At 57.8% G+C, this 21,627-nt stretch carries 19 protein-coding genes and 1 pseudogene; 12 read left to right on the top strand and 8 right to left on the bottom strand.

Features of this window, described 5'->3' with window-relative positions; genetic code table 11:
* Positions 1-5: 5 nt before the first annotated feature.
* From QTA57_RS00605 to QTA57_RS00590, 4 genes are read right to left on the bottom strand one after another with little or no spacing between them, the layout of a single operon-like run.
* Positions 6-1,178 carry a thiolase C-terminal domain-containing protein gene (locus tag QTA57_RS00605; protein ID WP_290153140.1) on the bottom strand — a complete coding sequence of 391 codons (1,173 nt, stop codon included), beginning with the start codon at positions 1,176-1,178 and terminating at the stop codon, positions 6-8.
* Positions 1,175-2,290, bottom strand: coding sequence for a lipoyl protein ligase domain-containing protein (locus QTA57_RS00600; RefSeq protein WP_290153139.1), 1,116 nt, complete (start codon positions 2,288-2,290; stop codon positions 1,175-1,177). Before QTA57_RS00600 ends, QTA57_RS00605 begins: the two co-directional genes overlap by 4 nt.
* A gap of 11 nt (positions 2,291-2,301) precedes the next feature.
* Complete coding sequence (locus QTA57_RS00595; protein WP_290153138.1) at positions 2,302-3,474, bottom strand: phenylacetate--CoA ligase family protein; 1,173 nt, start codon at positions 3,472-3,474, stop codon at positions 2,302-2,304.
* On the bottom strand, positions 3,467-5,614 hold the full coding sequence (locus QTA57_RS00590) for a 3-hydroxyacyl-CoA dehydrogenase NAD-binding domain-containing protein (RefSeq protein ID WP_290153137.1): 2,148 nt from the start codon (positions 5,612-5,614) through the stop codon (positions 3,467-3,469). Before QTA57_RS00590 ends, QTA57_RS00595 begins: the two co-directional genes overlap by 8 nt.
* A 189-nt stretch (positions 5,615-5,803) precedes the next feature.
* Between QTA57_RS00590 and QTA57_RS00585 the strand changes: the two genes are divergently transcribed.
* A complete protein-coding gene (locus tag QTA57_RS00585; protein ID WP_290153136.1) occupies positions 5,804-7,009 on the top strand; it encodes an acetyl-CoA C-acetyltransferase in 1,206 nt (401 codons plus the stop codon).
* Between the two features lie 163 nt (positions 7,010-7,172).
* On the opposite strand, the gene QTA57_RS00580 is transcribed toward QTA57_RS00585, so the two are convergent.
* The 4 genes from QTA57_RS00580 to QTA57_RS18270 form a co-directional block, all read right to left on the bottom strand.
* Positions 7,173-7,724: a hypothetical protein gene (locus QTA57_RS00580; RefSeq protein ID WP_290153135.1), complete on the bottom strand. Its 552-nt coding sequence runs from the start codon at positions 7,722-7,724 to the stop codon at positions 7,173-7,175.
* Between the two features lie 291 nt (positions 7,725-8,015).
* On the bottom strand, positions 8,016-8,222 hold the full coding sequence (locus QTA57_RS00575; RefSeq protein ID WP_290153134.1) for a hypothetical protein: 207 nt from the start codon (positions 8,220-8,222) through the stop codon (positions 8,016-8,018).
* A gap of 28 nt (positions 8,223-8,250) precedes the next feature.
* Positions 8,251-8,877 (bottom strand): ABC transporter transmembrane domain-containing protein, encoded by a 627-nt coding sequence (locus QTA57_RS00570; RefSeq protein ID WP_290153133.1) that lies wholly within the window; start codon positions 8,875-8,877, stop codon positions 8,251-8,253.
* A gap of 395 nt (positions 8,878-9,272) precedes the next feature.
* Positions 9,273-9,569, bottom strand: coding sequence for a serine hydrolase domain-containing protein (locus tag QTA57_RS18270; RefSeq protein ID WP_330696740.1), 297 nt, complete (start codon positions 9,567-9,569; stop codon positions 9,273-9,275).
* 312 nt (positions 9,570-9,881) lie between these two features.
* Here QTA57_RS18270 and QTA57_RS18265 point away from each other — a divergent pair.
* The 11 genes and pseudogenes from QTA57_RS18265 to QTA57_RS00515 form a co-directional block, all read left to right on the top strand.
* Positions 9,882-10,073, top strand: a pseudogene (locus QTA57_RS18265) (cupin domain-containing protein); the annotation flags it as partial.
* A gap of 476 nt (positions 10,074-10,549) precedes the next feature.
* Positions 10,550-11,239 carry a Crp/Fnr family transcriptional regulator gene (locus tag QTA57_RS00555; RefSeq protein ID WP_290153131.1) on the top strand — a complete coding sequence of 230 codons (690 nt, stop codon included), beginning with the start codon at positions 10,550-10,552 and terminating at the stop codon, positions 11,237-11,239.
* 507 nt (positions 11,240-11,746) lie between these two features.
* Complete coding sequence (locus QTA57_RS00550) at positions 11,747-12,085, top strand: hypothetical protein (protein WP_290153130.1); 339 nt, start codon at positions 11,747-11,749, stop codon at positions 12,083-12,085.
* Positions 12,048-12,635 carry a class I SAM-dependent methyltransferase gene (locus QTA57_RS00545; protein WP_290153129.1) on the top strand — a complete coding sequence of 196 codons (588 nt, stop codon included), beginning with the start codon at positions 12,048-12,050 and terminating at the stop codon, positions 12,633-12,635. Before QTA57_RS00550 ends, QTA57_RS00545 begins: the two co-directional genes overlap by 38 nt.
* Before the next feature lie 3 nt (positions 12,636-12,638).
* Positions 12,639-13,484 carry an N-acyl amino acid synthase FeeM domain-containing protein gene (locus QTA57_RS00540; protein WP_290153128.1) on the top strand — a complete coding sequence of 282 codons (846 nt, stop codon included), beginning with the start codon at positions 12,639-12,641 and terminating at the stop codon, positions 13,482-13,484.
* 222 nt (positions 13,485-13,706) lie between these two features.
* Positions 13,707-14,153 carry a hypothetical protein gene (locus QTA57_RS18525; RefSeq protein WP_407933528.1) on the top strand — a complete coding sequence of 149 codons (447 nt, stop codon included), beginning with the start codon at positions 13,707-13,709 and terminating at the stop codon, positions 14,151-14,153.
* 765 nt (positions 14,154-14,918) lie between these two features.
* Positions 14,919-15,956: a hypothetical protein gene (locus QTA57_RS00535; protein ID WP_290153127.1), complete on the top strand. Its 1,038-nt coding sequence runs from the start codon at positions 14,919-14,921 to the stop codon at positions 15,954-15,956.
* 112 nt (positions 15,957-16,068) lie between these two features.
* Positions 16,069-17,034, top strand: a complete 966-nt coding sequence (locus QTA57_RS00530) for a site-specific DNA-methyltransferase (RefSeq protein WP_290153126.1) — start codon at positions 16,069-16,071, stop codon at positions 17,032-17,034.
* A gap of 149 nt (positions 17,035-17,183) precedes the next feature.
* Positions 17,184-17,954: a DNA methyltransferase gene (locus tag QTA57_RS00525; RefSeq protein WP_290153125.1), complete on the top strand. Its 771-nt coding sequence runs from the start codon at positions 17,184-17,186 to the stop codon at positions 17,952-17,954.
* Complete coding sequence (locus QTA57_RS00520) at positions 17,951-20,644, top strand: DEAD/DEAH box helicase family protein (RefSeq protein WP_290153124.1); 2,694 nt, start codon at positions 17,951-17,953, stop codon at positions 20,642-20,644. The genes QTA57_RS00525 and QTA57_RS00520 overlap by 4 nt, the downstream gene beginning before the upstream one ends.
* Positions 20,645-20,753: 109 nt before the next feature.
* Positions 20,754-21,626 (top strand): hypothetical protein, encoded by an 873-nt coding sequence (locus tag QTA57_RS00515; protein ID WP_290153123.1) that lies wholly within the window; start codon positions 20,754-20,756, stop codon positions 21,624-21,626.
* Position 21,627: the final 1 nt, after the last annotated feature.

The raw sequence follows: 21,627 nt of genomic DNA, 5'->3' as shown, positions 1-21,627 counted from the left end.
CTCCCTCATGCCGCGCCAAGGATGGTCACCGCGACCACGCCGCCGGAGCCGCCCACATTATGCGCCAATCCCACGCTTGGATTGGACAATTGTCGCCCCTCGCCCTGTGCGGTGCCACGCAACTGGTGGAACAGCTCATAGATTTGCCCGGTACCTGTGGAGCCAATCGGGTGCCCTTTGCCGATCAGCCCGCCGGAGACATTCACGGGCAAACGGCCATCGGCGGCGGTTGTCCAATCGCTGATCATGCGTCCCGCATCCGCCGTTTCGCAAAAGCCCAGATCGCCATAGGAGAGTATCTCGCCAATGGTAAAACAGTCATGCACCTCGGCCAGGCTGATCTGATCCGGGCCAAGCCCGGCCATATCATAGGCTTGCTTGGCGGCGCGGCGGGCGGCGGCCAGTTCGGTCATCGTCGGGCGGTCATGAACGGCGACATAATCGGTGCCGCCGCCGACGCCCAAGACCTTCACCGGCCTATCCGTATATTGCCGCGCGATGTCATCGCGCGCGACGATGATCATCGAGGCCCCATCGGTGATGCCGCAAGCGTCCGAGAGGGTGAACGGATCGGCCAACATCGGGGCGCCAAGCGCCTTTTCCAGGTCGAGCGCGCGACGGAATTGCGCTTTCGGGTTGGCGATGGCGTTCTGGCGGTTTTTCACCGCGACGCCCGTGATCTGCGCCTTCGTGGTGCCGTGTTCAAACATGTGCCGCCGGGCCATCATCGCGTAGATGCCGGGGAAGTTCGTGCCCGCCAGTCGTTCCCACTCCACATCGCCAGACACGCCGAGCCAGGAGCGGTTCCGCTCGCGCGGTAGGTCCGACATCTTCTCGATCCCACCGGCCATCGCGATCTGCGCCTGACCGCTGGCCACCGCCATCACGGCGGCGCGAAACGCGAAGCCGGCGGAGGCGCAGGCGTTTTCCACATGGGTTGCGGGCGGGCCCACGAGACCGGCGGCCTCCATCATCAGAGGGGCGAAGTTGCCTAATTGCGACCCGCCTGTGCCGAGCGTGCCGATAAAGGCTTCGTCGATGGCAGCAGGCTCCAAGCTGCGGTCGAGCGTGTGGAAGCAGGAGACGCGCGCGTCATAGAACAGCTCTTTCAGCGTGCGATCCGGGAACAGGCCGTAGCTGCTCTGCCCCGCCGCGATGATCGAGACGCCAGTGCTCATGTCGACATCTCCGATGTTGCGCCGTCCAAGGCTTTGCCAAGGGCCGTCATGAGATGAGAAAGCTCAACCCCGGCCCATTCCACGTCCTCGCGCGCCAGGAAGTCCCTGAGATAGGCCTCGATGGCAGCTTCCGTGGCGGCCACGCCCCGAAATCCTTGCTCGCACCAGCTGACGCTTTCGATCGGGCGCGGGTGCCAATCCCCGTTCAAAACCGCGTGGTGGATCACCCCGTCCCGGACGACCAGGCTGGCCCAGATCAAGCCGCCCGGTGCCTTTTCCCGCCCATGCCCGACGCGATCGCCAGGCAGCGTGTCGTCGCCGAGGCGCAGGGCGAGGCTTTTGCCATAGAACCAGTCATCTTGACTGAGCTCCTTGAAAAACGTCTGCGCCGAGATGCGTTCCGCATCGGTCAGCTCCCCAGGCGTCAGATCGGAGACGCCGAACGCATCGGCCATCAGATCATGGGATAAGGCGATCAACTCGTCTTCCCCAACGGCACGACCAACCTCTTGTTCGAGATAGGTAAAGCGGGATTGCAGCGTTTTATGCACTTTGTCGCGGGTCTTTTCCGGTGGCATCGGCATTGCTGTGCCAGCCAGATCAGTGTCGATCCCACTGATATTCAGGAGCAGACGGAAGGTCATGACGCCGTTTTCGATCTTCACCGAGGTGGGCATAAGTTTCCGCCCCTCCACCTCGACATCATTCAGTGGTCGATACCTTGCGGCGATGCCAAAACGGCGCTCCAAAACCTCGGCCATGCTGGTCAGGACCCTGGGGAAGGCCAGCCCCGCTGTAACCGGCAAATCGGCATCGGATTGGCGCAGGATCAACACCAAAAACGCCGACCCTTTGCCGCCATAGACCGCGCCGCCGCCATTCACCCGGCGCATCACCTGGATGCCCTTCTCATGGCAGAAATCCAGGTCGAGAACCTGGGTTGGGTCTTCATTCACGCCAATGGTGATCCCATCATCCTTGAAGAAATTGAGGATCACGGTCGACGGCACGTCGCCCGCCACAACCGCCTGTTCAATGGCCGGAGATGTCGAGGTGGAGAACGCAGGGTATGCGTCACGCGAGATCACCAGGCGCCAGGGGGCGTGGGGCATGTGGGTCCTTGTCATGATCTTTTATCCGTTAGAGTTGGGCCGTCGGGCAGGCGCTCGACCGTGGTCAGATCATCGAGGCTCAGCAAAGTCTGGGTCTTGAAAGCCGCGCTGATGGCCTCGCAGCTCTCCGGCGCGGCTGTGCCTTCGAGGCAGAGGGCGATTTTGTCGCCTGGCGCGAGTGTCAGGGCATATTTGCCTGTTAACCCTGGGATGCCCAAAAGCAGGCTGCCGATCTCGGACGGGAACAGCTTCACGCCTTTGACCTTCACCATCTGATCGGTGCGGCCAAACACGACCTGCGGCAGGCAAACGGTGCGGCCATGAACCGGCGCGGTGCGCTGCATTACGGTCAAATCGCCGGTCCGATAGCGCACCAGAGGCATCAGCTCTTTGGTCAGATGGGTCAAAACCAACTCGCCGCGCGTACCATCGGGGACGGGGGTCAATGTCTCAGGGTCGATCACCTCGGCATGGACCCGTTCATCGAAGACATGCACGCCTGTCCCGCCTGGGACCGTCCGCGCGACGGGCAGGACCTCCGAGAGCGAGAACGCATCGATCAGCAGCGTGTCCGGCATTGCCGCGCGGACAGCGGCGTAAAGCGTCTTATTGCCGGTAAAGGGCTCACCACCGGCAAAGAACACACGCGGCGGTGGCATACCTTCGGCGATAGCTTTCAGCGCGAAGGACGGGTTTCCGGCCAAGACCGTCACATGATGATCGCGGCAGATTTGGGCAATCCGCGCCGGGTCGCCCGGGCCATGCGGAATGGTGGCGACGCCCTGCGCCTCCATCTGCGTTTGATAAAACAGACCAGCCACAAACAGGTGATAACCGAAGGTGATCAAACAGGTGTCGCCCGGTCCGATGCCGCAGATGTCCAAATGGCTGCGACAGGCTGCGACCATCTGCTCGATATCGCCCCGGCTGGACAGAACCGGCATCAGCCCGCGACCGACGGGCGTCATGTTCATCCGTTGCACCGGCACATGCGGGGCCATCGCGCCAAACCCGGGCTTGGCCATCTCGGCTTGCAGGTCCGCCTTCGTCATCAACGGCACCTGCGCCGCAAACGCCTCGAGTGTGTCCATGCGGCTCGGTAGACACCCGGCATAAAACGGATGCGCCCGGATGCGATCAAGCATCAGGTTCAGCCGGTCGAGCGTCTGCGCATCATCAGCCATAAAGCGATTTGCCCTCGGCGGCTAAGGCCACAAGGCGCGGCGGCGGGGTGAAGCGCGGCCCGTACAGTTTGGCCAAGCGCTCGCCCTCGGCGACAAATGCCGCAACACCGCCCTCTTGATCGATGTAAGACATCACGCCGCCGGTCCAGGACGGATGGCTCCACCCCAATTGCGAGCCCACATCGGCCATGCGCGGATCGTCGATCACGCCTTCATCCCAGGCCCGCGCCGCTTCGGTTGCTTGGATGTGCAAGAACCGCTGCCGGAGCGCTTTTGGGTCGGGTTGATCGGCGGTGACAGGATACAGATCGGCCAGACCCGCCCAAAGATGGCGCGGGCCCTCCTCGGGGTAGTCATAAAACCCGGCTTTCGCGCGGCGGCCGATCCGGCCCATCTCGACAAATTGCGATACCACGGCGAAGTCCGGGCCTTCGACCCAGTCCGCGCCCAGATCGTCGCGTTCTTGGCTGCGGATGCGGAGCATGGTTTCTTGGCTAATCTCATCGGCCATCGCCAAGGGGCCAAGCGGATAGCCCGCCTGACGCCCCGAGTTTTCGATCAGCGCGGGCGCAACGCCCTCGCACAGCATCGCAAGGCCTTCGTTCATATAGGTCGAGAAGACGCGTGAGGTGAAAAAACCGCGTCCATCGCGGATGACGATCGGGATTTTGCCAAGCGTCTTGGCCAGGTCCAAAGCCTGGGCATGGGCCGCGGCACCAGTGGCATCCCCCAAGATAATCTCAACGAGCGCCATGCGCGGCACCGGGCTGAAGAAATGCATACCGATAAAGCGGTCCGGCGCGGGGGAGGCCTCGGCCAGCCCAGTGATCGGCAGTTTGGAGGTGTTGCTGGCAAAGAGCACATCCGGGCCTGTGGCGGCGAGCGCTGCACGGGTGACTTCGGCCTTGACGCCCCGATCTTCATAGACGGCCTCGATAATCGCGTCGCAGCCCGAAAGCGCGGCCATATCGCTGACCGGGTCGATCCGGCCAAGCGCCGCGCTGGCGGCCTCGGATGTCAGCTTGCCGCGTGTCACGGATTTCTCCATCGACTTGGCGGCGGCCTGATACCCGGCGCGGGCCGCCTCGACATCGCGGTCGAGCAGCACAACCGAGAGGCCTTTGCGCGCGGCAACCTCGGCCAAGCCGCTGCCCATCAAGCCCGCGCCCAAAATGCCGATCTTTTGGGGTGCGAACCGGGGGATATCGGCGGGACGGGTTGCCGCCTTACGTGCCGCCGTCATCGAGAAAAACGAGCGGATCCGGTTTTGTGCCACATCGCCCCGCGCCAAGCCGGAGAACTGTCGCGCCTCGATCTCGAGCCCAGTGTCGAAGGGGACGCGCAAGCCTTCAAAGAAGCAGGATAAGATTGCACTTGCGGTCGCATCGTTCGGGCCAGTCTCGGCCTGGGCTTTGCCCGCCGTCTCGATGAACAAGCGATGATTTTGCGGCACTTCGGGGCCGCCGCCGGGAATGGAAAACCCGCGTTGGTCCCATGGCTTTTGCGGCGTGGGATTGGCGCTGATCCAGGCTTTGGCCGCCGCGATCAAGCCGTCGAGCGGCACAAGATCATCGACCAGCCCGGCCTCATAGGCAGCACCAGGGGACAGGCGGCTGCCGTTCAGCACCAGGGGCAAAGCCTTTGCAATGCCGATCATCCGCCCCAAACGCTGCGTCCCACCCGCGCCCGGGAGCAGACCCAACGACGCCTCGGGCAGACCGATCACCGCGCCCTCGACATCCGCCGCGATCCGGTGATGGCAAGCCAGGCAAAGCTCAAACCCGCCGCCAAGCGCGGTGCCGTTGATCGCCGCGACAATCGGCTTGCCGCCCAATTCCATCCGCCGCAGCATCGCGCGGAACCCATCGGAAAATGCCCGTACCTCAGCGGCCGGTTTCCCGCGCATCTCAGACAAGGCACTGAGATCAGCGCCCGCGATGAATTCCGGCCGATCCGACGCCAGGATGATCCCGGTCACGGTGTCATCTTCGAGCGCTGCGTCCATCGCGGCGATCAATTCGAGGCGCAAAGGCGGGCTCAAGACATTCATCGGCCGGTCGGAGACATCTATGGTCAGCGTGCGAATGCCGGCATCATCGGTTGCGCTGCGCAATAACGGATCAGGGCTCTGTATGGTCATTGATCTTTCCCTAAGATGCGGTCTTGCGACAAGATATTCCGATAGACGAAATCATATTTCGCAAAAATATCACTCAAGGCAACCCCTTTCTATAAGGATAGAACGGCACTTGTTTCGTTCTGCGAAAAATGATTTCACTATAGCATCGCATGTGAGATGACCCTGTTGCAACCGAGAAGGAAGACAAACGTGGCCGAAGCCTTCATCTATGACAGTGTGCGGACCCCGCGCGGCAAGCTGCGCGGCGGGGCACTGACTTCGATCAGCCCGATCCAATTAGCGGCAACGCCGCTTCGGGCGCTGGCCACACGGAACGACTTGGCTACGGAAACGGTCGAAGACGTGGTCTATGGCTGCGTCGTGGCGACGGGCGAGCAGGGCGGATGCATCACGCGGGCGGCTGTTTTGGCGGCGGATTGGGACCAATCCGTTCCCGGCATGCAACTCAGCCGCTTCTGCTCCTCCGGCTTGGAGGCGGTCAATATGGCGGCGGCCCGCGTCATGGCGGGGCAGGCCGATCTGACGGTTGGCGGGGGTGTCGAAAGCATGAGCCGGGTGCCAATGGGGTCGGATCGCGGCTCTTGGCAGGCGGATCCGCATGAGACCTATGAGACCTATTACGTGCCGCAGGGCATCTCGGCCGATCTGATCGCCACCAAACATGGCTACACGCGTTACGATCTCGACAGCTTTGCCGCCGAAAGCCAACGCCGGACTGCGGCGGCGTCGCAGGCCGGGTCTTTCGATGGGTCGATTGTGCCGGTCCACGATCTGAACGGAGACCTGGTATTAGATCGCGATGAACATCCGCGACCCCAAACGACCGTCGAAAGCCTGGGCGCATTGCCGCCCGCCTTCGCCAAAATCGGAGCTGAGAAAGGTTGGGATGCGCGTGCACTGTTACGTTATCCCGAGGTGGAGCGCATTCAGCACGATCACACGGCAGGCAACTCATCCGGCATCGTCGATGGCGCGGCGGCGATGCTGATCGGAACCGCCGAGATCGGTCAGCGCCTCGGCCTGACGCCCCGGGCGCGGATCCGGGCCATGGCGTCGATCGGATCGGAGCCCACGATCATGCTGACCGGCCCAACAGCCGTATCTCAACGGGCGCTGGCCCGCGCCGGGATGACGGCAGGCGATATTGACCTGTTTGAGATCAACGAAGCCTTCGCCTCGGTGGCGCTGTCCTTCATGGAGGGGGTCGGCGCCGATCACGACAAGACAAATATCGATGGCGGCAGCATCGCGATGGGCCACCCCCTCGGCGCGACCGGCGCGATGATCCTCGGCACACTCCTGGACGCGATGGAGCGCAAGGGGTTGGGTACGGGGCTGGCCACCCTCTGCGTCGGAGGCGGGATGGGCACAGCGACGATCATCGAGCGGCTCTGAGCCCGAATTGATGCTCCGATTTTTGTTTAGCCGGATGCCAGGCGATTGGCACAGTGTAAAAGACTAGGCTAAGCGACCTGCAGCGGAAATGGTGCAAGCTGCACGTTTCGTAGCGTCTTAAACCTAGAAGATCCGGTCATATCTTCTCAACACTCACACACTATTACATACAGTCGCTATATGATATTGCTGGTACAGTAAACCCAGATAGAATAGAAGCATAGGTGACAGAAGCAATGCAATCTGCGTCGGTGCTCTCACTGCCGACAAATGCCAGAATTCCAAGCTGCTGCTCACCACCAAAACTCACCCTATACGAAAAAAAACTAGATCGCTCTGTCAGTCTGGCAAACTCTGGTTCTGGTGGAGCCACCTGTTCGAAGCCCGGAACATCGGAAAGAGCTTGCCAAGAATCTACAATGAACACCAGTACATCTGAGTCACTCGCGTGTCGCGATAGGCCTGTGCCATCGATTATTCCTAGGCTGTCAAGGTTTAAAACACTCGAATATATTTCAGATCTTTGTAAGGCGTTGGCAGCAGTCACAATTCCTACTCTTACTGGGCTTGGTGCTGTCTCCCAGTATGCTTCGCCAATTTGGAACCAACTATCTCCATCTGGTTCTTGAGCCACCAAAATTTCTGGCAGTTGAGAAACAGCTAAGCACAGCGCACTGGCTTTCAAAACTCGTCTATTTACTTTCCAGTCGATCATCTTTGTGTGATTCTCATTCAGTTTATCGGGTTGTTGCGTTGAGGAGTAATAAGCTTCCGGCCTGTAACTCTGGTTCTTTGGTTAATAGGCTAGTTTTAGGCTCTCACTTGGCAGGAATGCGGTAATAACTCGATACATTCTGCTAGCGGCGCGAACTTGACTGGTCGCTGTCCGCCGCCTCAATCCAGGCGAGTTTCGCGATAGGTCTAGCTGTACTGGACAAAGCAGAGCTTTCAGACATAGTTTTGAACGCGTTGATGCGCCACTCGTTTGGTCTCCGGCGATCATATTCTACACCCTCGTTGCCCATGCGATTCTGATGTGATCTCGCCAGACCTTCATCAAGGCCCAGACATCGTCATCAGCCGTCAGTGGACTGTCGCCGTTTGTGTCAAAGATCAGGTTGCCATCTCCGCCCTCGTTTCCGAACGAGCCGGTGTTCGAACCTGCCCAATGGCCTTGAGCGTTGGGGTTGCCAAGGTTTTTGCCGGTGTTCATGAGGCCCCCGTAATAATCAATGAGTTACTCAATGAAAGTCGATTGGCCCACATGATCTGTCCTGCGCATTGGCGAGGCGCGCCGCAGGGGCGACCCATTTGAGTGTGAGCGCCAGAGAGATCGCCAGGAAGATCGTCGCGCCAGCAAGTGCCACTAGCCCGACTTCGATACGGAAGGCGGTGAGCGTTGCGATCGTGCCGATCAGGACCAGGACGGCTGGCCCAAGGGCGAGCAGCAGAAGGTCTCCCATATCGTCGAGAGCCCAGGCGCCCCGCGTTATCTTCCTTGCTGTGCTGCCTGCAAACGCGTTGGCATGCCAAGATGCAGGCAGCCTCTGGACGCGGGCGAAGGCCTCGGCCTCCACCTCACGCATCGTCGGGATGGTCAGGTCGATAATGGCGAAATAGCTGACGATCTTGGCCGCAATGGACAGAACTCCCAAAGCCATCAGGCCCCAGAACGCCGCCCAAGGCGTGGCACCGTCGGCGACAGCGGCCACGAGGCGTCCGGTCAGGATGGGTATCGAGACATCGGCGCCGGTTGAGACAATCTGAAGCCCGATGATGATGGAAAGCAGGCCGGGGCGCCGGGCCCAACGGGACGCGGCGAAGGCGAGAACGCGGGCAAAGGCGCCGCAGGTCGGAAGCTGTGACATGAACGCAATCGCGGACAGGTGTCCGCGCCCAACTAAAGGGATGAGACGACGCCTGGCTTGGGAGCGGCTATGCGATGGAGAGGTGACGGTGGGGGGCGGAGATCGCCCGGTGCGTCAACTAATGCCGAACCAAAAACGTGGTCGGCCGAAGGGGGCAGCGTAAAAGTCGATTATCATGCTCGCCCTCCTGATCAGACGCGTCTCATACAGCGTTGCAACATGTACCGATCAGACCGCCGATATGTCAAGCGCACGAGCCCGACCGGTTCGGTATCCGCGGGAGACTGCCACGACAGGCGCCTCGAGGGTTTCCGACCGATAGCTGCCGTTGCAAAAGACGTGACACGCCGCAGTGCAGCTTGCCGGAAGCAGACATTGGCGTCAGTCGTGCAATCTCAGTGCTTCTTCGCGCCAATGAGCAGTCGCGCGAGATCTCCCTCCAACGCTGGAACTAGATCGGTGCCATTGTCCAAGACACCCACGTCACTATTGATCTGGAATGCAGTCGTCAGGTTGTCGTCCGCGTAGTGCCTAAGGCTGGACACATGGCTGGGAAGCCAGCCTCCGTGGCCGTAGACCAGTCCATGCGGAGGCTCCTGATAGATGGCAACTCCAATACCGTAGAACACTCCTGTTGCGTTTGTGTGGACGGCACCACCGTCTAACAAAACACCCAGATAGTCCGTGTCCATGGCCGCGCCTGAAAATAGCGCGTGTCCCCACGAAGCGAGATCGGTTGAGGTGGACGCGAACCCACCTCGTGTCCATTCAACGATTGGGTTCCATATCAGTTGACCATTGCTAGTCATCTTGCGCGGTGCAAGGCCGAATGGGTTGTCCTCGATGGTATAGCCAACCGCAATGTCCCGGAGAGTTGACGCGTTCGATGGGGCGGCTGCTGTGAGTCTTAGTGGATTGAGAACTCGCTCTGCAGCTAGCTCGAACACGTTTGCTCCCGTCGCAGTCTGCAAGGCCAATGCGCGTGCGTTCCAAATGCTGTGCGGATGGTTGAGACCCCTGTACAGAGTCGCAGTTGGGAAAGTGATGCATGCGCGCTTGACCGTCTCAGTGACATCCTGACCAACCTGTCCATGCGCCGAACGATCTATTTACGCACATCTTTCTCGAAATCATGGGGTGTTGCGGTTCCTGGGTATGAGAGCGTGGCGCGGGTTCATTTTGCGCCCCGTGGCAGGTATTTGGTGCGGTTTGAGGGGGGTGGCTGCGACCTCGCCATAATCCCGCACGACGCATCGCAAACGCCGTACTGTGGCCAAGATCCAGAGCGGACGATCAGGCCGATTGATACCGTGCTTGAGACCTTGGGTTTCACCGGATTCGCCGCGTTGATATCTGGCGGAGAAGAATGGCAAAACGACTTGACCACAGAGACCCTTGCACAGCTTGACGATCCATCCGATGACCGGCGGCGCGACTGGTCGAGTGTGTCCCGCGACGCGTTTTACGACAATCAAAAACCGCTGTTCTGCTGATGGGGCTCCGCTTGTGCAAAGGTCGTCGAGGCATGCAAGTCAGTCCGCAGATTGACTGATCCGCCTCAGTTTTGACACCGCTTCAAACCTGCGGGATATGCCACAAGCCAAAACAGAAATCGCCTGACCATTGCGCTGGGTCCTAAAACATATGCAAAACAAACTAAGGAAGCACTCACATGACCGGACTGTTGGATCACGGCAGCCTCAAGTTCCTGGAATTGCTGAGCGCGGAAGTTCAAGCTGAAATCGACGCTGTTGAACGTCAGCGCACTTACAATGACGGTCAGATGATATTCTCGACAGGCGATGTCGGAGATCGCCTCGTGATCGTCCGCTCGGGCGCCGTTAGGGTTGGCCGCGTAAATCCGAGCGGTCGTGAGACGATTCTGGCGGTACTCGGTGCTGGTCATTTTCTTGGCATCGTCGGCGTTTTGACTGGCCGCAGGCGCACGCAGACTGCGACCGCAGTTGGCAAGACAACGGTTGGATATGTCCAAAAAAACGACTTTTTGTCACTGATGGAAAAGCACCCCGAAATCGCGAGCGCGGCGCTGCCAATCACGCTAAACCGTCTGAACCTCGCATTGCGTATGCTGGACGATCTGCGATTTTTGCCGCTGCCCGCTTACACGGCGACTATGCTCTTGAACATGCTTGAAGATTCCGAAGTGCCGGGCGTCTTGCAATGGAACCAATCAGATCTGGCCGTCGCTGTTGGTGCATCCCGTGTATCCGTTGGTCGAGCGCTGAAAACGCTTGAAAAGAATGGGTTGATCACGCTTGGATACGGCGCCATCGAAATCCCCGACACAAAAGCTCTGTCTGATTGGGTCGACGCGGCAAGAGCTGAGCATCTGTCACCCTGAATGGCACCGCATCCTCGCCGTTCCTTATGCGATTGCGTCTTCTGAGCATGGGACGATTTTGACGCGTTTGCCGGTCAGCGTAAGTCACCTTTTCATAACGGTCAGCGCAGCCCGGCATGCCACTGCGGGCCATGCCCTGCGCCCAAAACAAACAGTCAATGCTGTCGCTTCATTGTTTCTTCGCGTGCCGTCCGAATTGCTAAGTTCTTTGCATTCTTATGAGATCAAGACACCTATGCTCTTTCTGAAACTTGGTCCTGCGCTCTAACCGTTGCTGCCGCAGCACCGGGATTTTGGCTGTGAGTATGGGCGAGGAAACGCGCGCAGAGGTTTCTGACGCAAGTGCTCTAAGGGTCGGATCGAAACAGTGAAAGGGTCAACCACATGCGATCGACGGCGACGCTTTGAACTACTGACGCGCCCGTTAACGGATCGGCATTCGCATAAAGGTAACAAGACACCGTCTGATCAAAGCACGCAGCTCGACGCTGTAGGAGCAAGCAAAAAATGCACGAAGGCAAGGCAAGCCATACCGCCTATACGGTTCTGCAAGGTGTGGTTCACACGGGCCAAAGCGCCCGTACAAGAGAGCTGGTATCGGCCGAGAAAATGGCAGCCTGTCTGCGTATTCTCAACAGCACCGACGAGGGGCGCAAACGGTTGCGGCAGTTGCGTAACCCCTTGATGTCGAGGGCCTTACTCCTCATGCAGCGTTTGCTCTTGCCCGGGATCGCGATGCATTATGTGGCGCGCAAAAAAGCCATCGAGGACGTTGTGCGTTCTCATCGAAAGCGACGTCCGGCAGGTGGTGAACATCGGCGCCGGTTTCGATACGTTGATGTTTGAGCTTAGCCATGAATACCCCACTCTGACATTTATTGAGCTGGATCACCCTCACACCGCTGTTCAGAAACAGCAGGCTCTCGGCGCAGGCGCGCCTGTAAACCTGCACCTACATCCGGTGGATTTGTCTCAGACCTCGCCTGGCGACGTTCTGCAGACCATGCCCGCATTCGACGCTACCGCGCAGACCTGTTTCATTTGCGAAGGTGTCCTTATGTATCTCAGTCGCAAAGATGTGGAGCGCATGTTTGTTGCGTTGTCGCACGTGACGTCCGGCCGGATGCAGTTTGTCTTTACTGCGACACCGAGTGTGGAGAGCCCAAATACCAATGCCACATGGCTGTTGAGACGGTATTTGCGACACGTGGGCGAACCGTTGCTGTGGACCATCGAAACGTCAGAGATCAAGCCGTTTCTGGCGATGCAGGACTATGTACTGAGGCAGATTGTGGACGGCCATGACCTACAGCGCAAATACCTATCGCACATGGTCAAAGGCCCTTTCCATCGTGGTGAATTCGTGGTGGCCTGCGCCCCTTCCGGGCAGGTGTAACCGATGCCCATTCACATTCGATTGGCTGAGACTGAGCAAGACATCGACCAGGTTTTCCGCGTCCGCCATCAGGTGTTCTGTCAAGAAGAAGACCTGATAAATGGCAACGCTTCGCATCTTGTCCTGGACCGCTTCGATGCCTTTCCAGCCTCAAAGTCTTTTGTCTCTCTGGATGAAGCGGGCCGGGTCGTGGGCAGTGTTCGGATTACCTTGGAAAACGCCATAGGTCTGCCCGCAGAAGAGTATTTTGATTTTCGATCATATGTTCCCGAAGGCAGTCGGATGATGAGTATTAGTATGTTTTGCGTTGCGAAGCACCATCGCAGTACAACTGTCGCGCGCGGGCTGCTGTTGATGTGCGGGTATTATGCCATGGCCAATCAGATGGATTTTACCTGCATGCCAGCTAACCCTACGATCGGCAATATGATTTGCCGTATCGGAGGGAAGCCACTGCTCAGCGATTTGAAGAGCACGCCCCGACTTAAAGTGGACTTTATGCCCTACCTTGTGCCCACGGATGACATGAGTGAAGCCTTTACTAGGTTTGGTCGGAACAATATCCTCTACAACACCATACCGTCCAACGAGTACGTTATTTTCAGAAAGGGCGAACAGATCACCCGCTGTGGCGAGTTTGGTGATTGTGCTTACCTGATTGTCGAGGGCAAGGTTAACGTCCTGCACCCAGCCACTTCAGACGTGATCTCTGAGCTAACTGAAGGGGATGTGCTTGGTGAAGGCGCGCTCTTCTCAGCCGACGGATTGCGCCGGCGCACCTCCGTTGCAGCGTCGTTGGTTCGAGCAGTTGCTTTAACCAAGCCGAAACTCTTGCAACATATGGCCTGAGACCCGATTTTCTTCCAACTTTTGGGAGAATCCGTCGATTGATTTCTGGCCTCATGCGGCCTTGTTTTCCAGTCTCGATTGCAATGCAAAGTCCTGCGGCGTGAAGGTAAGATCGCAGCCCACTACTGCGACCGCCTTCTTCGCATATACACCGTTGATGGAGCGGAAATCGTATGGACGGATGCTGACCAATGGACTCTCAAGGACAGCGCACCGCTTTGGGTGCAGTGCGTGCTAACCCTGGCATGTGAAACAGGCCTTCGGCCTGCCGATCTTGTTCGCCTTACACGTGGAAATCTTGAGATTTGCGACGGAATGGACCGCTTTCGGGTTCGAACCCAGAAGCGAGGGCGCGTTGCACACATCCCTGTCACCCCAGAGCTAAGACGCTTGATAGACGAGACTCCACCGGATCAGTTGGTGCTCTTAGTCAATGACCGAGCAAAGCCACTGAATGCCAACTCTGCCAGCAGGGGCATTGCTCGCTATCGTGATCGGATCAAAGACAAGCTCAGCGATCCCTCTTTGCGGCTCCAAGATACGCGGGACGGCAGCCACACGGCTTCTGCGCGCGGGCCTGGGCCTCAAGCAAATAGCAAATCATATTGGCTGGTCGCTCCGTTACGCAGCCGCCGTGATCGAGCACTATGCCGCCGTTTCACCTGCTGAGAGCGCGGAAGTCCTCGGCTTACTGGAGCGCGAAAAGCAGCGCCGCGAGGGCAAAACTGTAAACGCTATTGTAAACGCCCCCGATGGGGCACAGAGAGGAGAGAGCTAAGTCATTGAAAATATTTGGAGGCGAGTACCGGACCCGCTACCATTTTTCTAAGCCACTGGAAGGCTTGAACAATCGAGTGCGAGGTTGAATTGTGTGTCGCACTTTGTGTCACACCTGTGCCTTGTGGCACCATCATCTGTCAACTCAATTTCGCTTTCTTGTGGTTGCTCTTCGCATTGGGCATCCCCGTGTGCGTGCCACCATATGTGGCCGCTGTGGTCGTTCTTTCCTCTTAGTACGGGGCATTAAGCTAAAGTCACAAGATGTTGTGGTTGTGCCTGTAGTCTGAAAGGTGGGGTATAGGGGGGAGTTGTCGCGCCTGACTGCATAGATAGGGGCACGAAAAAATGTGCCGGAATTTTCTGATGACTGACGAATTAACGCACCCATTGATCCTACAGGCCGTCGCCTTGACGGCTGAACTGCCCGACCAGCGGGGGGATCATTCTTGGGTGTTTGAACCGTTTCTGACGGTAGCAAATCCTGACGCCCAAAACCGAATCGACTTGCTCATGGATGACGTTTGCGCGGAGTGGACAGCATCATTTGAACGAAAACCAAGCCTCGAAAGGCAGCAGGCGTTTATTGACTGCGGCGGCGTAATCCTTGCGAACCTGATGCGGGCGAAGTGCAACAAATGGCCAACCACAATCGGAATGCGACGCGGCAAGGGCGATTTGCACCGCGAAAGGCGATACCGCCCCGACTACATGAAGGCGGCGCTGTTCATCACGGTCCAAGACTGGCTTATGAAATCTGGCTATGTCGAGAAGGTGAAGAGCGGCTTCAACCTTCCGGGTTACAGTCAGACAAGCCGGTTCGCCTTGACGGAAAAGGGCGCTCTGGAACTGGAAGCCGAGGGATGGGGTTTTTCAGACTTCAAAGTGGACCGGGGCAGAGAAACCATCCGACTTAAGGACGCGCAAGATCGCCTTTGCGGATATGATGACACGCCCGAAACGGACGCAATGCGCCGCAAATTGGACCAGATCAACGCGAAGCTGGAAGCGACCGAAATCGAAACCTCACATCCCTTGACGATCCATGACAAGCGGCCCGACTACAAAGGTAAGAAGGTGCGTTTGTATCGGGTTTTCATCCGGGGCCGATTTGGCTTCGGTGGCCGCTTCTACGGCGGCTGGTGGCAAAACATCCACAAAAACGCGCGGCCCAACATCATGATTGACAGGCGGCACACTGTCGAAGCGGATTATAGCGGCTTCAATCCGGCGGTGCTATTGGCGGAGGTTGGCCAGCCTATTCCCGAAGACCCTTATTCCTCGATTGTCGGCTCGAATGCGCCTGACAAGCTGCGCGACCATGCCAAAGCTACACTTGCCGCGTTCTTGAACGCCAAATCAGGCAAAACAGAAGAACCCCGCAACTTTGACAGTGCCCAGTGGGGCATGACGGCAGCGGACTTCCGCCAGAAGGTTCTGCACGCCTTCCCGATGGTTCCTGCCATGCTGGGCACCGGCAAGGGTGTGAAACTGCAACGACTGGAAAGCGATCTCGCCGAGGCGATCATGTTGCACTTTGTCAGGCAGGGCCATGCGATCCTGCCGATCCATGACGCCTTCATCGTGCAGGCCCATTTGGAACAGGAACTGGTGCAGGTGATGAAAGACACTTTCAAGGCAAGGCTGGGGCAGGTTCCCCATGTGAAAGTCACACCTTCCTACGCCTTGCGATGACCTTTCCCCATTAACCCAACCCTCCCATTACCGGGGCAAATAAGGTCGCGCTGGATTTTCCCTGTATCATTCGGCACAAAGGGCGAAAAAAGCGGAACGGGGACGACCATCCATGCAAAACCTTCTCGATGACCTGACCGCGCTGCTCCAAGCCGAACAGGCATTCATCTCGGATGGCGCGATCCTCAAGAATGCGGTGATCGAGGCGGCGCTGAACATGGATGTGCGGCTGTTGGAGCTGCTGATGCAGTCGGAGACGATCAAGGCGCATTTCTTCACCGAGGTGGCGGGGGCGCTGGTGTTCGACAAGGTGAAGTTTCAGGACTTTGTGTCCAACAAAGCCTTCCTGCCCGACAGCTACACCGCCTTCAAGAACCGCATCGGCCTGACGGACGGGCGCGGCGATTACCTGAGCCAGTCGCGCGACGTGGTGCTGGCGTGGCCCTATAAGGATTGCGTGCTGGAAGGCGGCATGACGAAAGAGGACCGGGGCCGCAACGAGGTGTTCTGGAACACGACGCTGGCCCCGGACGACATCACGCGGCTGTTTGAACCAAAGGTGCTGACCGGCTGGGAACGCTGGGATGGCGAGGCGGTGGCAGAGGGCAATGCCAAGCCGGTGGGCGAGGTGTCAGACGATGACAACCTGCTCATCAAGGGCAACAACCTGCTGGCGCTGCATTCGCTGAAAGCGCGCTATGCGGGCAAGGTGAAGCTGATCTATATCGACCCGCCTTATAACACTGGTGGCGACAGCTTTAAGTACAATGACCGCTTTAACCACTCCGCGTGGCTGACATTTATGCGCAATAGGCTGGAAGTTTCCAAAAAACTACTGAGTCGTGACGGTTCAATCTTTGTGAACCTTGATGATGTTGAAGTGCATTACTGCAAAGTCTTGATGGATGAAGTCTTTGGGCGAGACCTGTTTGTTGCAAATGTCATTTGGGAAAACTTCTACGGTCGCAGCAATGCCGCCGCTTTGTCACCTGCGCACAACCATGTGCTTGTCTATTCGATGCTTGGGAAAGACTTCAAAGATCACCGCAACCTCTTGCCGCGTGATAAAAGAGCTTGAGCAAATATTCTAACGAGGATGAAGACCCAAGAGGGCCTTGGCGGCTTGGGCCAATCTTCGCACCAGAAGAACGCCACGATGGACTAATGTATACGGTCACGACGCCTTCAGGGCGTGAAGTGAAACCGCCGCGCGGAAGTCACTGGCGAATGACCAAGCCCGAGTTTGATAAGCTTGTTTCTGAGGGGCGGATTACTTTTGGTGAGGACGGGAATAACAATCCAGCCTTAAAAATATACCTGAATGAAACTCAAGATGGCGTGGTCCCACGGACGATTTGGCCGCACAAGGAGGCTGGGCACTCTCAGGAAGCAAAACGAGAAGTGATGGCCCTCTTTGATGATGATACGCCATTCTCGACGCCTAAGCCTGAACGCTTGATAAGACAGATACTGACGATTGCATCTAACCCCGGTGACACGGTTCTGGATTTCTTTTCGGGATCGGGAACCACGCAAGCCGTAGCCCACAAAATGGGTAGGAAGTGGCTTGGTATCGAGCAACTAGATTACATACGCGACGTGCCTGCATCACGCCTCAAGAAAGTCATCGAAGGCGAACAGGGCGGCATTTCCAAAGCGGTCGAGTGGCAGGGCGGCGGATCGTTTGTCTATGCTGAACTCGCGGCGTCCAACTGTGCCTTTGCTGACCGGATCGAAGCGGCCCCGGACATGGCCGCGCTGCAAACCATCCATGCCGACATGCAAGCCACCGGCTATTTGCGCTATGACCTGGACCTGAGCGCCTTTGATACCGACGACTTCGCGGCCCTGCCATTGAAACACGCCAAGCGCGTGTTGATGGACTGCCTTGATGCCAACCACCTCTATGTCAATCTCGGCTCCCTTGGCGATGCGGACTTCGACATCTCCGACGAAGACGCCCGCGCGACCCGCTCTTTCTATGGGCTGGACACATGAGCCAGACGCTCACCCAAGAGTTTGACGCGCTGGCCAAGTACGGGGCGCTCAAGTCAGACATTCCCGACGACATCACCGGCAATCTTGCGCCGCAGATCGAGTTGCGACCCTATCAGCGCACGGCGCTGGAACGCTGGTTGTTCTACATCGACAAGTACGAGGGACGCCCCAAGGCCCCGCATTTGCTGTTCCACATGGCCACGGGCAGCGGCAAGACGGTGCTGATGGCCGCGCTGATCCTGGACCTGTACCGGCGCGGCTATCGCAACTTCCTGTTCTTCGTGAACTCCGCCCAGATCATCGAGAAGACCAAGGAAAACTTCCTCAACCCCGCATCGGCCAAGCACTTGTTCGCCCAGACGATACGCATTGACGACAAGCCCGTAGACATCCGCGCGGTGGAGACCTTCGACGCGGTGTCAGGCGATGCGATCAACATTCACTTCACCACCATCCAAGGGCTGCACACAAGGATGCAGGCCCCGAAAGAGAATGCCGTCACCATCGAAGACTTCCGCGACTACAAGGTGGTGATGATCTCGGACGAAGCGCACCACCTGAACGCCGAGACCAAGAAAACGCTGACCAAGGGCGAGGCCGAGGACAAGGCCAGTTGGGAAGGCACGGTATCCGAGATTTTCAGCCAGCACCCCGAGAACATGCTGTTGGAGTTTACGGCGACCGTGGACCTGTCGCACGAGGCGATTCGGGCGAAGTATGCCGACAAGATACTGTACGACTATTCACTGCGACAGTTTCGCGAAGACGGTTATTCCAAGGACATCGAGTTGCGGCAGGCCGATTTGCCACCCGATGCCCGGATGATGCAGGCAATGGTCCTGAGCCAATACCGCCGCAAGGTGGCCGAGGCGCACGGGCTACATTGCAAGCCAGTGATCTTGATGAAGTCCAAGACGATCAAGGAAAGCGCCGAGAACGAAGCGGGCTTCACAATGATGGTGGCCGCATTGTCTGCTGGCGCGCTGGAGGCGCTCAGGGCAGCCTCTGAGGGCGATGAAACGCTTTCGCGGGCCTTCGCCTATATAATGGATGAAAGGGGCCTTAGCGCGGCGGATTTTGCGCGCGAGTTGCAGGGCGATTTTTCCCCTGAGAAGGTCGTAAACGTCAACAACCCGGCTGATCTCGAAAGAAGACAGATACAGTTGAACGCGCTCGAAGACCGCGACAATGAGATACGGGTGATCTTTGCGGTCGATAAGCTGAACGAAGGTTGGGACGTTCTGAACCTGTTCGACATTGTGCGGCTTCACGACACCCGCGACGGCAAGGCGAACAAGGTGGGCAAGACCACCATGGCCGAAGCCCAGTTGATCGGGCGTGGCGCGCGCTACTTCCCGTTTCTACCGCCTGGTATCAAGAACGACGTCGATACCCTTTCGCGTGGGACCCGCTACTACGCTTTTGATGACCCGGACGGTGGCGGGTTGGCCCCAGAAAAGCGCAAATATGACAGTGACGCGGATAATCCTCTGCGCATCTTGGAGGAATTGCACTACCACTGTTCCCACAACCCCAAATACATCCAAGACATTCGCAACGCCTTACGCGAGACCGGCATGCTGGACGAAACCGCCCGGACGGTGCACCTGCGACTCAAAGACAATTTCAAACAGACAGACCTGTATGAGCGGGAATTTGTCTGGGTGAACGATCGGGTAAAGAACTCGCGTGATGGTGTGACCGGGTTGGATGCCTACGAAATCGAAGGCCCTTTCACCTATCCCAATCTGATGACAGGCCGCGTGACGGAAGCCTCGGCCTTTGGTGGTGGGCAGTTGACGTTGAAGCCGTCGCGCAAGGAACCCGTGTCTCGCGACTTCAAACTGGCTGGTTTCGGCAGGGCCTTTCTGGGCTTCGCGATGGATGCCAATGACTTCTTTCACTTCGCCAACCTACGGGCCTTTTTTCCGAAACTCGCCAGCGCGTCCGAGTTTGCTACCGCAGACGCCTATCTGGGCGGCGTTGCGGTCAGCGTGCGCGGTTTGCCCGATGACTTGGACAACCTTTCCGCAGGGCAAAAGCTGGACATCACGCAATACGTTCTGCACCAGATCGAAAGCGGCGTGAAACGTGAAAGCGTCGAGTATAATGGTACCTCGGATTTCAAACCCTATGCCATCAAGGACATTTTCACCGACAAGATGCTGAAACTGCGGATTGACGGCGAAGCTGGCAAAAGTTGGGTAAAGGGCGAAACGAACTTGCCGGGGCTAGACCAGATCGACCTTAGCGGCAAGGACTGGCACGCCTATGACGATAGTTACGGCACGGATCAGGAAAAGCACTTCATCAAGTACATGCACGATCAGGAAGCCCGGCTGCGGGGCGTGTATGACGACTTCTACCTGCTGCGGAACGAAAAGGCGGTGAAGCTGTACGACTTCGCAACCGGGCGTGCCTTTGAACCTGACTTCGTGCTGTTCCTGAGGAAGAAGGGGCAAGAGGCCAACACGATCTTGCAGCTATTCATCGAACCCAAGGGCGACCAGTTGCGCCCGCAAGACGACTGGAAGCAGGACTTCCTTGCACAAGTGAAAGCCAAGGCCAGACTTGATACGGTGTTCCAAGGCCGGGACTATACCGTTCTTGGCTTACCATTCTTCAATGAGACGGGGCCAACCAATACCGACTTCAAAGCTGCATTCGAGACTGAGGCGCTGGACGCATAGCCGGGTTTCACCTGTCTGAGTGTGCCGGATTGGCGGGCCTATGAGTGATTTTTCCCCATTATTGGGGCAAATAGTGGGAAAACCCCTTTGTTTGGAAAAAGGCAATGATATGAGCACCTTCACGCCACCGAAGCGCATTTCACTCAAGAACCACCCTGTCTATTCCGAGAACTGGGTGCAGGACATCATTGCAGCCGATCCGGTCATCCTCGGCCTGGGTGACTTGGTTCTGCGTGATCGTGAACGCATTCAGGCACGCGCGGGCCGGTTGGACCTTCTTTTGCAAGACCGGGACAGCTACAAGCGATATGAGGTTGAACTGCAACTCGGGCCAACTGACGAAGCCCATATCATCCGCACTATCGAGTATTGGGACATCGAGCGGAAACGATATCCACAATATGAGCACTGTGCGGTTCTGGTCGCTGAGGACATTACCAGTCGCTTTTTGAACGTGGTGTCATTGTTCAACGGGTCATTGCCGATCATTGCAGTACAGATGCAGGCTTTTGAAGTTGGGGATCACATCACGCTTGTCTTCACCAAAGTCCTGGATGAAATGCAGCGTGGCTTGGTTGACGAAGACGAAGATGCAATCAGCGCACCTACAGACCGCTCATACTGGGAAGAGAAGGCGGCTAAGAAGACCATAGCCCTTATGGACCGCATGTTTGAACTGGTGCGTGAAGGCGATCCGAACTGCGAACTGAAATACAACAAGTTTTACATAGGCTTGTTGAAGGATGGGCGCGCGAACAACTACGTCGCCTTCCGTCCGAAGAAGTCTTTCGTGGTGTTTGAGCCGAAGTTGCCACGCTCAGACGAAGTTGACGCTATGCTGGACACCGCAGGCGTTGAGACACTTGAGTACAGCGCCCGGTGGGCCAACTACCGTATCCGCGTCACTGACAAGGACTTCAAAGAGCATGAAGACCTTTTCCGGCATTTGATAAACGAAGCGCGCAATCAGCGTGAGGGCTGAG

This window comes from Fontisubflavum oceani (genome assembly GCF_030407165.1).
GTDB classification, from domain to species: domain Bacteria; phylum Pseudomonadota; class Alphaproteobacteria; order Rhodobacterales; family Rhodobacteraceae; genus Rhodophyticola; species Rhodophyticola oceani.
The sequence above is the reverse complement of the archived record's forward strand: the minus strand, read 5'-3'. Positions and strand labels throughout refer to the sequence as shown.

Coding starts and splice junctions, on each gene's coding strand:
- QTA57_RS00530 (WP_290153126.1), top strand. CDS start 16,069: ATGCAAAACCTTCTCGATGACCTGACCGCGCTGCTCCAAGCCGAACAG.
- QTA57_RS00580 (WP_290153135.1), bottom strand. CDS start 7,724: ATGATCGACTGGAAAGTAAATAGACGAGTTTTGAAAGCCAGTGCGCTG.
- QTA57_RS00540 (WP_290153128.1), top strand. CDS start 12,639: ATGCCCATTCACATTCGATTGGCTGAGACTGAGCAAGACATCGACCAG.
- QTA57_RS00575 (WP_290153134.1), bottom strand. CDS start 8,222: ATGAACACCGGCAAAAACCTTGGCAACCCCAACGCTCAAGGCCATTGG.
- QTA57_RS00535 (WP_290153127.1), top strand. CDS start 14,919: ATGCGACGCGGCAAGGGCGATTTGCACCGCGAAAGGCGATACCGCCCC.
- QTA57_RS00595 (WP_290153138.1), bottom strand. CDS start 3,474: ATGGCTGATGATGCGCAGACGCTCGACCGGCTGAACCTGATGCTTGAT.
- QTA57_RS00600 (WP_290153139.1), bottom strand. CDS start 2,290: ATGCCCCACGCCCCCTGGCGCCTGGTGATCTCGCGTGACGCATACCCT.
- QTA57_RS00515 (WP_290153123.1), top strand. CDS start 20,754: ATGAGCACCTTCACGCCACCGAAGCGCATTTCACTCAAGAACCACCCT.
- QTA57_RS00525 (WP_290153125.1), top strand. CDS start 17,184: ATGACCAAGCCCGAGTTTGATAAGCTTGTTTCTGAGGGGCGGATTACT.
- QTA57_RS00520 (WP_290153124.1), top strand. CDS start 17,951: ATGAGCCAGACGCTCACCCAAGAGTTTGACGCGCTGGCCAAGTACGGG.
- QTA57_RS00555 (WP_290153131.1), top strand. CDS start 10,550: ATGACCGGACTGTTGGATCACGGCAGCCTCAAGTTCCTGGAATTGCTG.
- QTA57_RS00550 (WP_290153130.1), top strand. CDS start 11,747: ATGCACGAAGGCAAGGCAAGCCATACCGCCTATACGGTTCTGCAAGGT.
- QTA57_RS00590 (WP_290153137.1), bottom strand. CDS start 5,614: ATGACCATACAGAGCCCTGATCCGTTATTGCGCAGCGCAACCGATGAT.
- QTA57_RS00605 (WP_290153140.1), bottom strand. CDS start 1,178: ATGAGCACTGGCGTCTCGATCATCGCGGCGGGGCAGAGCAGCTACGGC.
- QTA57_RS18270 (WP_330696740.1), bottom strand. CDS start 9,569: ATGGACACGGACTATCTGGGTGTTTTGTTAGACGGTGGTGCCGTCCAC.
- QTA57_RS00570 (WP_290153133.1), bottom strand. CDS start 8,877: ATGTCACAGCTTCCGACCTGCGGCGCCTTTGCCCGCGTTCTCGCCTTC.